The sequence below is a fragment of the Microcoleus sp. Pol11C2 genome (genome assembly GCF_036701505.1).
Lineage (GTDB): Bacteria > Cyanobacteriota > Cyanobacteriia > Cyanobacteriales > Microcoleaceae > Microcoleus.
Window position 1 is genome coordinate 281,504 of record NZ_JAUBQX010000001.1, and the last position, 12,451, is coordinate 293,954.

The following is a 12,451-nucleotide window of genomic DNA, read 5'->3' on the forward strand; positions in this document are numbered from 1 at the left end:
AATTATGCCCTCGATTGAGAAGATGGAAAAGGCAGCGGTTGATTTGAGTCGGCAAGCAGAAGTTTATTTAGCCGAAGGAAAGTTGAATGAGGCAGTTGCTGCTTGCGAGTCAGCGTTGAAAATTGAACCGAATTTGGCTGCAGCTTGCCAGACGCTGGGAAAGGTGATGCAGGTTCGAGGTGAAATCGAGCAAGCTAAGCAGTGGTATGAATCGGCGATCGATCGCAATCCAAATTTGCCGGAAGTTTATGCTAATCTCGGTATTTTGTATTCTCAGGGGAAACAGTGGGAAAAGGCGATCGCAAATTGTGAAAAAGCAATTTCGCTAGCGCCGAATTTTGCTGCTGTTTATCGGCAGTTGGCGAGAATTTGGACGCAGTTAGAGAAGCGAGAAGAGGCGGCAGACTGTTGGTATCAAGCTTTTAATATCGAGCCGAAGTGGGCAACTGCTGAGGAAAACGTCACTCTGGGAAATAGTTTGGTTGAATTGGGAAAGTTCGATCGCGCTATTGAGTGTTATTCGCGGGCAATTGCGTTAAATCCAAACCTAGCAACAGCTTATCACAATTTGGGGGAAATGCTGGTTGGTCAAAAGCGGTGGGATGAGGCGATCGCCAATTACCGACAAGCCATTGCCATCAATCCAGATTCTTTTGAATCTTACCACAGTTTGGGTAAAACTTGGGCGGAGCGAGGAGAATTAGATCGGGCGATCGCCTGTTACAACAAAAGCCTCGAACTCAATCCCAACTACGCTCGTGCTTACGTGGGTTTAGGTAATGTTTTCGCGCAAAAAAAGGACTTTGATGCAGCCATTAAATGTTACCGTCAGACTCTGGAAATTAATGATAATTCCTACTGGGCATACAATTGCTTAGGGGACGCTTTGGCTCAAAAACAACTGTGGTCCGAAGCTATTAGTTGCTACCGCAAAGCTATTGAAATAAATCCAAATATTCCTTGGTTTTATGTCAATTTGGGAATTGCCTTCACCTGCGAAAAATCTTGGGATGAAGCTGTGGCTGCTTTCCTGCACGCGGTTCAGATTGAGCCTAATTTGACGGGAATTAATCAGCGGTTGGGATATGTTTTGCGGAAGCGGAGCGAATCGGGTTTAGACAGCACAATCGAAACTTATTGTCAAGGTATCGAGGTACTTGCAAGCGGGAAAATTTACCACAGCTTGCTGGGAATTGAGTTAGATGGAGCGGAGTTTTATATAAATTTAGGCAATAGTTTAGCAAAACAGAAGCAGTTGGAAGGTGCGATCGTATTTTATAGCATGGCACTGCAAATTGAACCCAATGCTGCGGAAGTCGTCGCCCAACTCCATGATGTTCGGGCGAAACAACAGGAGTTATACGCACAAATTGCCACTTACCGTCGCCAAATTGAAATCGAGCCGAGCAATTCTAAGCCTTACAACGATTTAGGAAATATTTTACCGCAATTAGGGGAATTAGAAGAAGCAATTATTTGCCACCAAAAAGCGGGCGAATTGAGGGGTTGGCCTGAGTGTGCGTCAAAAAATTATCAATTTACTCAAGATTGGTTTACCCACAATATTCCTATTTGGAAACGGCATTTGCAGGAATTTACCGGAATGGCGGATTTTCAAGTTGTGGAAATCGGCAGTTTTCAGGGAATGTCTGCTTGCTGGCTGCTGGATAATATTTTAACTCATCCGACGGCAAAGATTACTTGTATTGATTTGTATTTTCAACAACATTTTAAGGGAAATCTTGTTAAAACTGGAGCAGCAGATCGGGTAATTGAATTAGAAGGTTACTCTCAAGATTTGTTAGTGAATTTGACTTCGGAATATTACGATGTTGCTTACATTGACGGCTGTCACAAACCCACCAGTGCTCTACAAGATGCGATTTTATCTTGGAGGTTGGTGAAAGTTGGGGGACTGATGATTTTTGACGATTACGAGTTTACGTTTCCCGACAGCCCGGAGCAAGATACAAAAATTGGCATAGATGTTTTTTTGGAGATGTTTGGAAGTCAGTTAGAAGTAGTACACAAAGGCTATCAACTGATTGTTAAAAAAATTGGCAATCAAAGTTTGGGCGAAGAGCAAACTCTGTTATCTCTGGGTTGGGAAAAGTTGGGGGATCTTGCGGCAAATGCCGGTTATTTGGATGAAGCGATCGCCCGCTATCAAACAGCTAGTAAAATTAAGTCTGGCAACTACTTAACTTACCACAAGTTGGGTAAAGCTCTGCAAGAGAAAGAACTGTTGGAAGAAGCTCGGGCCGCTTACCAACAGGCGATCGCACTCAACCCTCATTTTAGTTGGGCTTACCACTTTTTGGGGGAAACTTTACAGGCGGTTGAGGAATACGACGAAGCCGCTTCTGCTTACCGCAAAGCTATTGAGTTAAATCCAGATTTTTGTTGGACTTACAACAATTTAGGCGATGTGCTGATGGAGATTTCTGAGTGCGAGGAAGCTGCTGTTGCTTACCACAAGTTAGTTGAACTCAATCCCGATTTCTGTTGGTCCTACGAGAGATTAGGTAGGGCTTTGGTTGCACTGGAAAATTGGGAAGAAGCGGCGGCGGCTTACCGCAAAGCTATTGAATTAAACCCCAATGATTGTTGGCTGTACAATAGTTTGGGGGAAGTTCTGGAATTACAAGAAAATTGGTCGGAAGCAGCCGGGGCTTTTGATCGTGCTATTGAGCTAGAACCTGAGCATAGTTGGCTGTACAAAAAGTTTGGTGATGCACTGCGGAGTCAAGGGGAATTGGAAAGGGCGATCGCCATTTACGAAAAAGGCATCAATCTCGATCCAAAATCCTGCTGGTGTTACGAAGGATTGGGTTTGAGTTTCATAGCAAAACAGCAGTGGGAACCTGCCATCACTAATTTAGTTCAAGCCCTGCAAATTAAACCGGATTTGTTTGAAGCTTACGATAATATAGGTTATGCTCTGGAACAACAAGAAGAAGTCGATGAGAGCGATCGGGCAAAATGCAGTAATCAAAATTTACCTTTAAGTATTCTCAAAAAATACTGTGGATTTACAGAAGATTTGACCGTTACAGCAGAATCCAATCCTAACCTCACCTGCATTGACATCCATCCTGCGAGTCAATTCAATTTATCGGAGTCCAAAACAATCGATAGCAGCCGTAGATTCTGGGAACATCAAAGTCATTCCAGAAAAGCTTTTGTTGCCGTATTGCCAAACGGACGAGCTTGGGCAGATGTTGTGACTAGCGCCGTCATTACTTCAGACAATAAACTTGTTCCTGATATTTCAATGGGTTGTGCTGAATTGGTAATCACTTCCGACAAATTGCCTCCCGCTGAACACGTCGATGGAAATGTGGCTTTTTTATCGGCTCGCTGGGGTGGAGCCGCTTATTTTCATTGGATGTTTGATGTGATTACGCGATTTGACCTTTTGCAGCGGAGCGGATTGATAGAAACTATAGATAAGTTTGTTGTCAATGCCTCGGATTCTTCCTATCAAGCAGAAACTTTAAATACTTTAGAAATTTCTCAAGATAAACTTTTAGAAAGTCGCTGCAGTTTACACATTACCGCCGATAAATTAATAGTTCCGTCAATATCTTATGACGGATCGGGAGCGGTTTCAAAATGGAAGTGTGAATTTCTAAAACAGACATTTTTAAATGAAAAGCAGCGGATAAATACAGACTATTCAGAGCGAATTTATATCAGCCGCCAACAAGCATCCTATCGGCGGATTGTCAACGAGGAAGAGGTACTTCAATACTTAGAAAAATTAGGGTTTCGCAGTGTCAAGTTGGAAACGATGTCGATAGCGGAACAAGCATCGTGTTTGGCGGCTGCTAAAATAGTTGTCGCACCTCACGGAGGGGGATTGACTAATCTAGTTTTTTGCAGTTCCGGAACTAAGGTAATTGAGATTTTTTCTCCCCTTTACGTTCCGCATTGTTATTGGATGATTAGCAATTTGTGCGGTTTGGAACATTACTATTTAATTGGCGATTTGGTAGAGGATGGAACTCCGACAAAACCTTTACATAAGAATATGCGGTTGGATTTGAACTCGCTGGAAAAATTACTGACTATTGCAGGAGTTTTGCATGGATAATGACTACCACAATTTGGGAAATTCCCTGCAAGAAAGCGGTCGGTTTGATGAGGCTGTGGCTGCTTATACAAAAGCTATTGAATTAAATCCCAATTTTTCGTGGTCTTATCACAGTTTAGGCGATGTTTTGCTAAAACTTGAAAAGTGGGAGAAATCTGTCACTGCTTACAAAAAAGCTGTTGAATTAAATCCTGATTTTTCTTGGTCTTATCACAATCTGGGTGATGCTTTCGTGAAACTTCGGCAATGGGAAGAAGCTGCTGCTGCTTACCGCTGCGAGATTGCCCTCAATTCTGATTTTGCTTGGTCTTTTTGCAATTTAGGCGACGCTTTAACTAAACTAAAACAGTGGGATGAAGCTATCGCTACGTATTTAAAAGCTATTGAAATTGACGGCGATTTGCCGGGAATTTACGAGAAGTTGGGATACGCTCTCGGACAAACAGAGTCAGATTTAAATTTAGTGTTAGAACAATCTCAATTGCAAATTACACCGGAAAATTGGGAGTTTTATTTGCTGTTAGGAAATAATTTAGCCAAGTACGATCGCCCAAAAAGCGCAATAATTATTTACAATTTGCTATTGACAAATATGCCGACTTATGAAGGCAACTCAGCGAAATTAGAGGAGTTGTTGCAGCAGCAAGAAAAGTGCGTAAGCCTTGCCCTCGAAGAGGATCGCGCATTAGCCTCCTCTCGCGCAACTGTCGCCCAAAAACCCGATGATTGCTGGTCTTATTACAATTTAGGTGCTGTTTTGAGCCACCAAAAATATTGGGAGGAAGCGGCGGCGGCATTTTTCCAAGCAATAGAAATAAATCCCGATCTTCCTTGGTGGTTTTATTACAATTTGTGGGAAGTTTTTGTTAGGGAAAACAAGCTGGATGAAGTTGAGAACTTGTACCGCGAAGTTGTTGCAGCTAAACCGGAGGCTTTTTGGCCTTATCTGAATTTGGGAGAAGCTTTGACGAGGCAAGGTAAAATTGCCGAGGCGATTGATTTTTATCGAACAGTCAGTTTTAAACAAAGTTTTGCATCTATTCTAAGTAATAGAACAGGCAAGATGCCTGTTCTACAAAATTGGGACTTAAAACCAGTCCAATTTCCTAACTTTATAATTATTGGTTCTCAGCGGTGCGGCACAACTTCTCTTTATACTTATTTAGCCCAACACCCGCAAATTTTGACTCCGATTAAAAAGGAGATGGATTTTTTCTCGTGGCACTTTGACAGAGGGATTGATTGGTATTTGGCTCATTTTCCGCCCATGCCTCCGGGAGAGCAATTTTTGACGGGCGAAGCAAGTCCGAGCTATTTTGACTGTCGGGAAGCACCGGAACGGCTCTACAGGCTGTTTCCAGAGGCTAAACTGATTGTACTTTTGCGAAATCCGGTCGATCGGGCGATTTCTCAATTTTACCGCTTGACTGGCTTAAATTGGGAAGCGCGATCGCTCGATCGAGTAATTAGCGATGAAATTGAACGGTTGAATCAAAATCCAGAATACATCATCGGCGAGGAACCAGGAAATTATTTAGCTCGCGGTAGGTACATAGAATTTATAAAAAACTGGCGGGCTTTCTTTCCCTCAGAACAGTTGTTAATTTTGAAAAGTGAAGATTTTTATGCAGGTGCGGCGACAACTGTCAAGCAAGTTTTAGAATTCTTAGATTTGCCGGAATATCAATTGTCTGAATACCAAAATGCTAATCCCGGTTCTTACCAGCCAGTCAATCAATCAATTCGCGATTGGTTAAGGGATTATTTTCGACCTTACAATCAGCAGTTAGAGGAGTATTTAGGCCGAAAACTTGATTGGTAATTGGGCATTGGGCATTGTTAGCTGTTGACTGTTGACTGGAAAGCTCACCACAGTCAACTGACAACGGTCAACGGTCAACGGTCAACCGTCAACTGACAACTGACTAAAAAAAACCCGCCTCCCCTTGACAAGTCATACTCGTTATGAGTACGCTAAAGTAAGCAAAGGAATTGAACCCAAGTACCCAAAAATTTAAAATCATGCTGACGAACCAAGAAGGTCAAAGAGTACCCAAAGTCACCTTTCGCACTCGCAAAGACAACGAGTGGGTGGATGTCACCACGGATGATATATTTGCAGGTAAAACCGTAGTAGTCTTCTCGCTGCCGGGAGCTTTTACTCCCACTTGTTCGTCAACGCACCTCCCCGGTTACAACGAATTGGCCAAAGTTTTCAAAGAAAATGGCGTAGATGATATCGTTTGTATTTCCGTCAACGACACCTTTGTGATGAACGAATGGGCAAAAAACCAAGAATCAGACAATCTGACGTTAATTCCCGACGGTAACGGCGAATTTACCCAAGGCATGGGAATGCTGGTAGACAAAACAGATTTAGGCTTTGGGAAGCGGTCTTGGCGTTATTCGATGCTGGTAAAAGATGGCGTGGTTGCAAAAATGTTTATTGAGCCAGAGGAACCGGGCGACCCTTTCAAAGTGTCCGATGCCGAGACAATGCTCAACTACATCAACTCCGCAGCAACCAAGCCGAAGCTAGTTTCACTGTTTACAAAAATGGGCTGTCCCTTCTGCGCTAAGGCTAAGGGAATGCTGAGTCAAAAGGGCTTGGATTATGAAGAAATTGTCTTGGGCCGGGAGATCACAACCAAATCGCTCCGGGCTATGACTGGGGCTACAACTGTGCCGCAAGTATTTATCGACGGCAAGTTGATCGGTGGTTCCGAAGCCCTAGAGTCTTATTTGGCAGTTGCTTAGTTAAACAACAATAATTAGCCTGCAGGTGCACAGTGCACACCTTACTCGTTGTACGGTGCGTACTGTGCACCTTTGCCGTATTGGGGGGTATTTAGCGTAATCAAGCTTCGGTGTCAAAAGTTCGATCGGTCTATTGATCCATTCTCGTGCAACAATTACTGGGGAAGTAATATTAAAAACGCAAGAAATGGGAGTGACCGATCGTGGATTTGAGTTTAGTATCGTCAAATATCTTAAATCCCCCAATATTAGCTTTTTTCATGGGAATGCTGGCAATTTTTCTCAAATCTGATTTAGAAATTCCAGCGCCCATCCCCAAACTGTTTTCGCTGTACCTGCTGTTTGCGATCGGATTTAAAGGTGGCGTCGAACTGTCCAAAAGCGGAATTGACCAGCAAATCGCCCTGACAATTTTGGCAGCGATGCTGATGTCAATGCTAGTACCAATTTATACTTTTTTCATACTGAGGATAAAACTCGACTCTTACAATGCCGCGGCGATCGCAGCCACCTACGGTTCCATCAGCGCCGTCACATTTATCACCGCAACCTCCTTCCTCACAGCACAGGGGATCGACTTTGACGGTTACATGGTAGCCGCGCTAGCATTAATGGAATCCCCAGCAATTATAGTTGGTCTGATTCTAGTCAGTATATTTGGCGGGGAAGAAGGAAAACGCGAAATAGTTTGGCCGGAAGTGTTGCAAGAAGCATTCCTAAACAGTTCAGTTTTTCTGCTGATTGGCAGCCTAATAATGGGCGTACTGACAGGAGAACATGGTTGGGAAGTTATGAGTCCGTTTACTCAAGACTTGTTTTACGGAGTTCTGACTTTTTTCTTGCTAGACATGGGGCTGGTTGCAGCCAGCAGAATTAAAGATTTGCAAGAAGCAGGAATTTTTCTGATCGGCTTTGCAATCCTAATTCCGATAGTTAACGCAGTAATTGCTTTGGTAATAGCCAAATTAATCGGAATGCCGCAGGGAGACACTTTGCTGTTTGCGGTATTGTGCGCGAGTGCTTCTTATATAGCAGTACCAGCAGCCATGCGCCTAACTGTTCCCGAAGCGAATCCAAGTCTTTACATTTCAACTGCCTTAGCAGTGACATTTCCATTTAATATCATTGTAGGCATTCCCCTGTATCTATACGGAATCAATATGTTTTGGAGGTGAGATGATGGAGTCAGTCAAAAGAGTAGAAATCATAGCCCATTCAGTAGAACTCGGCAAGATTTTAGACGGTTTAGACAAAGCTGGCGTACCCGGTTATTCGGTGATTCGTGATGTCGCTGGAAAAAGCACTAGGGATCACGTTTCCCGTGATTCATCAATGACGGCGCTGGATAACATTTATGTGCTTGCTTTTTGTTCCCCAGCTCAAGTTTCAGCAGTTGCAGAAAATATTAGACCCGTGCTCAATAAATTTGGTGGGTCGTGTTTTATTTCAGATGCGGTGGAATTGCTAATTACTAGATGCGTCGGGTAGTCATTAGTTATTGGTGATTATACCAATGCGGAAAAATTGAGCTACACATAGATTCTACGCAATATGTTTAGGGACACGGCAATGCCGTGTCCTTGCGCGTATCTGCGACTTTAATCCCAGGCTTTGGTTCCAACAATCGCCACTGGTGATAAGGCTAATCCGTTTCGGCTTTTGGATAAGTTTTTTATTATTACTTTAGCCTGATTTAAAAAAGGCAATTTTGACAATAATTTCTGTCTATTATAGCACTTTTACAATTTGACAAAAAGCAGCCATTAGCCATTAGTCAGCGGTCATTTCAGGATTAATTGCCTTTCCCAGCCGGAGCCGAATTCAGAATTCTTAAGAGATAGAAAAGAATCAGTTGCCAAAATCCGTTAGCGTGGTAAATTCTAAGCCACAACAGGCGATCGCCCGATCGACTAGCGAGATTTTCAAGAGGAGTTTAAACATGGCTGCATTAAAAGTTGGCATCAACGGATTTGGTCGCATCGGACGGCTAGTCATGCGTGCCGGCATCAAAAACCCCAACATCCAATTTGTCGGCATTAACGACTTAGTTTCGCCAGAAAACCTGGCTTATCTTTTCAAATACGACTCCACCCACGGCATTTACGACGGCGAAGTTGAAAGCAAACCAGACGGGATTGTCGTTGACGGAAATTTTATCCCCTGTACAGCGATTAGAAATCCTGCCGAATTGCCCTGGGGTAAATCCGGCGCAGATTATGTTGTAGAATCTACCGGATTGTTTACAGATTTTGAAGGCGCATCAAAACACTTGACGGCGGGAGCAAAACGAGTAATACTTTCAGCACCGACAAAAGACCCGGAAAAAGTTCCAACTTTTCTAGTCGGCGTCAACCACCACAAATTTGACCCGACAAAAGATACGGTTGTTTCTAATGCTAGCTGTACGACAAATTGTTTAGCACCAATTGCCAAAGTTATCAACGATCACTTCGGTTTGGAAGAAGGTTTAATGACTACAGTTCATGCAATGACAGCTACTCAACCAACTGTAGACGGGCCCAGCCAAAAAGATTGGCGAGGAGGACGCGGTGCGGCTCAAAATATTATTCCATCTTCGACCGGTGCAGCAAAAGCTGTTACTTTGGTTTTGCCAGAATTGAAAGGGAAATTGACGGGAATGGCTTTGCGCGTGCCAACTCCCGACGTGTCTGTAGTTGACCTTACTTTCAAAACGGCGAAGGAAACTAGCTATAAAGAAATTTGCGAGGCCATGAAAAAAGCTTCAGAGGGCGAACTCAAAAACATTCTTGGATATACTGAGGATGCAGTGGTTTCGACAGATTTTCAGGGCGACGCGCGATCGAGCATTTTCGATGCAGGTGCGGGAATTGAACTGAATTCTAAGTTTTTCAAAGTGGTTTCCTGGTACGACAACGAGTGGGGTTATTCTAGTCGCGTGATTGACTTAATGCTGTCTATGGCCGAGAAAGACGGAATTTTGAATAATTAATTTTTTGGGGTGTGGCATTTTGGGCGGGCTCGCGTGCCCACCCCACAAACCAATTCCTATGATTTTTTGTGGAACGGGCATCTTGCCCGTTTCTGATAATATTATTTAATGTGAGTTAAACTTTTTTATTTCCGATTCGATCGCGCTCATGTCTGAATTACCACCGCTGAATAACGAAACTATTTGGGCTATTCTCAACGAAGAAATCGACGATGCTGCCGTCAACCGATTAGTTTGGCAGTATCTGGGCTACCGCTGGGATGCCGAGACTGGCAAGTGGAACAGTGCAGGTGTTGCAGCCGAGTGGCGGCAAGAGTACCCGGAACCGCCCGATTTTATCGATTCTAGACCGGCGACAGTGAAATTGACTCGATCGACTCCTCCAGAAAACAAGCAGTTGCTGAAGGAAAAATTGGGGTTTAAAGGCTATAAAATTGGGGAATTTGGGCCCCGACAGACTCGCAGGGCGACGATGGCTAATTGGTTGATGGGTTTTATCGAATCTGGGGCGTAACTGGAATTTTGGATGGCTGTGCGGTTGTGGCCACCGTTACAGTACAGAGATATTAGATTTTTTGGCCGGACAACCCCTAAAGCCCTATAAAGGATTGGAAGCTTGATTAAACTCTTCCTTTCTTTCTCTGTGTCCTCTGCGTCCTCTGCAGTTCATTAACAAGAATTAAGTCTGTTGCAAAGTCAAAAAACACTAAAAACCGCCAATTCCAACATCCTCACCCCCAAGCCTGACATCGGGCTGTTCCGTAAAGTATCCTAGAGTCGGCACAAAACAACTGTGAGGAAAGCTTTATGAAAACAACCACTATATCTCGCTTAACCAGCATTTCCCTCGCTACCCTAATGCTAGCGGGCGTTTCAGTCAATGCGACCGCCACGCCAGCCACCACCCAACCCGCAACCCAACTCGCCCAAGCTACCGCCAAAAAGCGCCTAGTCGTCATGGACTTCGACTACGGCACCACCAACAGCTATTACACTTCCTACCGGGGAGTCGGCGCCGCCAAAGGCATCAGCGAACTTTTAATCAACGAACTCGTCAACAACGGCACTTATACCGTAGTCGATCGCAGCAAACTCGAACAAGTTCTCAAACAGCAAAACCGCAGCGGTGCGATGGATGCCGGCACAGCAGCCGAAATTGGCAAACAATTAGGAGTTGACGCCGTGCTCATCGGCACCATTACCAAGTTTAATATCGACAAACAATCCGGCGGCGGCAGTTTCATGGGAATCGGCGCTGGTTCACAAAAAACCAAAGCTACCGTTCAAATAGATGTGCGGTTAATCGGTACAGCTTCGGGAGATATTCTTGCCACTGCCAAAGCAGTAGGAGAAGCCGATCAAAGCGATTCTAATATTTCTGTCAGAGGTGTCAGCGGCAATTCTGGCAGCAGCAATGAAGACTCACTTTTGAGCGCCGCAGTTGACAAAGCCGTCTCACAAATGGTGACTAAACTTGCAGAGGTATCTAAGAAATTAGGTTAGCAATCAAGCATCATATCAAATATGCTGATACCAAATCCGGCATAAATATTTCCTGGATCTCTTACTCTGTCCGAGCCTAGGTCGTGTCGCGTAAACTGCGGCATACTTTATTTGTATAGTATGAGGTTAAAAGGTTTCAACCCCCTCCTTCATCAAGGGAGTAATAAACCCGGATTTGGTATTAATTATTTTCCGGGCAATTGTTCTCACACATTCGAGCTGAGTAAACTATTTTAAACTCTAGCTCAATTCAGTAGAAAGGCTACGCTTCAGCCATGTTTTGGTTGTTCTTGCTGCACCTGCCAATTGCCAGACCCCAGGTACACGGTCAAACCAGGCATTAGGAGAGATGTCGCTACGAGAACTCCTTTGCCACCCCAGGTTTGGAGAAGCAATCAAGGTGACAACATCAGGATTTTGAGCTCGGAAAGTAGAATAAGCTCCGTCGAGGTGCATCGGGCCGCCGTCGGGATGTCCCGGAGGTCGCTGTTGCAGTTCTTCCAGAAACCGCAGGAGGCGATCGAAAATCCTGCCATTTACAGCGTAAAAATGAGTGGTCATTACGCCCTCAGAAAAGGGCACGAGGGCGACAGGAGACTTTTTTTCAACCTCTTCGACGTGTCCGAAGTAGACGAAATCCCAATCTTGCTGACACAGTTGTTCGACGATAACAGCTTGGTGTGCTCTTAACTTTGGTGAAATTTCTAGGTCGTCTTCTACAATCAGGATATTGCTCAACCCCTGCTGTTTTGCCTGCTTGAGGATAGCTACATGACTGAAAAAGCATCCCCTCGCCCCAATGCTGGGGAAACCTCCAGCTTCGTCGGGGCGGATTGCGGGAAATATCTCAACCTTATGGGGCATGAGGGGCATTCCTGCTTCTTCTAATTCCTGGACTATGAGCTGGCGTCGATCTTTCCTCTCAGGCAGATTTACCGCATAAACTCCTTGGAAATAGTCTGTGATTTTCGTCATAGTTCGATCTCGCATCAAGAAGTTGATAAATCTTCGGCTCGCTGGACTCCGATTTCAATTGAAGTCTCTGTCTGCCTTAAATTCCTCTATCTTTAGCAAGATGTATCTTCCTTTTTCTCAAACTTACTCAAATCCCCTCGGCAAAATCT

9 protein-coding genes are annotated in these 12,451 nt (G+C 44.3%); 8 read left to right on the plus strand and 1 reads right to left on the minus strand.

What is annotated here, in order from left to right; translation table 11 throughout:
• The first annotated feature begins 4 nt into the window (after positions 1 to 4).
• From QUA42_RS01250 to QUA42_RS01285, 8 genes are all read left to right on the plus strand, one after another.
• Entirely contained in the window at positions 5 to 4,096 is a 4,092-nt protein-coding gene (locus QUA42_RS01250) for a tetratricopeptide repeat protein (RefSeq protein WP_333134384.1), read from the plus strand.
• The gene (locus tag QUA42_RS01255) at positions 4,089 to 5,918 is read left to right on the plus strand and encodes a tetratricopeptide repeat protein (RefSeq protein WP_333134386.1); all 1,830 of its coding nucleotides are present in this window, start codon (positions 4,089 to 4,091) and stop codon (positions 5,916 to 5,918) included. The genes QUA42_RS01250 and QUA42_RS01255 overlap by 8 nt, the downstream gene beginning before the upstream one ends.
• 200 nt (positions 5,919 to 6,118) lie before the next feature.
• Positions 6,119 to 6,853, plus strand: coding sequence for a glutathione peroxidase (locus QUA42_RS01260; RefSeq protein WP_333134388.1), 735 nt, complete (start codon positions 6,119 to 6,121; stop codon positions 6,851 to 6,853).
• 203 nt (positions 6,854 to 7,056) lie between these two features.
• Positions 7,057 to 8,028, plus strand: coding sequence for a sodium-dependent bicarbonate transport family permease (locus QUA42_RS01265; protein WP_333034751.1), 972 nt, complete (start codon positions 7,057 to 7,059; stop codon positions 8,026 to 8,028).
• A gap of 1 nt (position 8,029) precedes the next feature.
• Complete coding sequence (locus tag QUA42_RS01270) at positions 8,030 to 8,341, plus strand: P-II family nitrogen regulator (RefSeq protein ID WP_223300725.1); 312 nt, start codon at positions 8,030 to 8,032, stop codon at positions 8,339 to 8,341.
• Positions 8,342 to 8,792: 451 nt separating this feature from the next.
• Positions 8,793 to 9,824 (plus strand): type I glyceraldehyde-3-phosphate dehydrogenase, encoded by a 1,032-nt coding sequence (gene gap / locus QUA42_RS01275; protein WP_333134389.1) that lies wholly within the window; start codon positions 8,793 to 8,795, stop codon positions 9,822 to 9,824.
• A 148-nt stretch (positions 9,825 to 9,972) separates the two neighbouring features.
• Positions 9,973 to 10,338 (plus strand): DUF1823 family protein, encoded by a 366-nt coding sequence (locus tag QUA42_RS01280; protein WP_333134391.1) that lies wholly within the window; start codon positions 9,973 to 9,975, stop codon positions 10,336 to 10,338.
• A gap of 293 nt (positions 10,339 to 10,631) precedes the next feature.
• Positions 10,632 to 11,327 (plus strand): CsgG/HfaB family protein, encoded by a 696-nt coding sequence (locus QUA42_RS01285; RefSeq protein WP_333134393.1) that lies wholly within the window; start codon positions 10,632 to 10,634, stop codon positions 11,325 to 11,327.
• A 240-nt stretch (positions 11,328 to 11,567) separates the two neighbouring features.
• Here the strand turns inward: QUA42_RS01285 and QUA42_RS01290 are convergent, their stop codons facing one another.
• On the minus strand, positions 11,568 to 12,302 hold the full coding sequence (locus tag QUA42_RS01290) for a glycosyltransferase family 25 protein (protein ID WP_333134395.1): 735 nt from the start codon (positions 12,300 to 12,302) through the stop codon (positions 11,568 to 11,570).
• Positions 12,303 to 12,451: the final 149 nt, after the last annotated feature.

Bases quoted from the DNA above. Each gene is read 5' to 3' on its own strand.
- QUA42_RS01250 (WP_333134384.1), top strand. From the start codon at position 5: ATGCCCTCGATTGAGAAGATGGAAAAGGCAGCGGTTGATTTGAGTCGG.
- QUA42_RS01255 (WP_333134386.1), top strand. From the start codon at position 4,089: ATGGATAATGACTACCACAATTTGGGAAATTCCCTGCAAGAAAGCGGT.
- QUA42_RS01260 (WP_333134388.1), top strand. From the start codon at position 6,119: ATGCTGACGAACCAAGAAGGTCAAAGAGTACCCAAAGTCACCTTTCGC.
- QUA42_RS01270 (WP_223300725.1), top strand. From the start codon at position 8,030: ATGATGGAGTCAGTCAAAAGAGTAGAAATCATAGCCCATTCAGTAGAA.
- gap (WP_333134389.1), top strand. From the start codon at position 8,793: ATGGCTGCATTAAAAGTTGGCATCAACGGATTTGGTCGCATCGGACGG.
- QUA42_RS01280 (WP_333134391.1), top strand. From the start codon at position 9,973: ATGTCTGAATTACCACCGCTGAATAACGAAACTATTTGGGCTATTCTC.
- QUA42_RS01285 (WP_333134393.1), top strand. From the start codon at position 10,632: ATGAAAACAACCACTATATCTCGCTTAACCAGCATTTCCCTCGCTACC.
- QUA42_RS01290 (WP_333134395.1), bottom strand. From the start codon at position 12,302: ATGACGAAAATCACAGACTATTTCCAAGGAGTTTATGCGGTAAATCTG.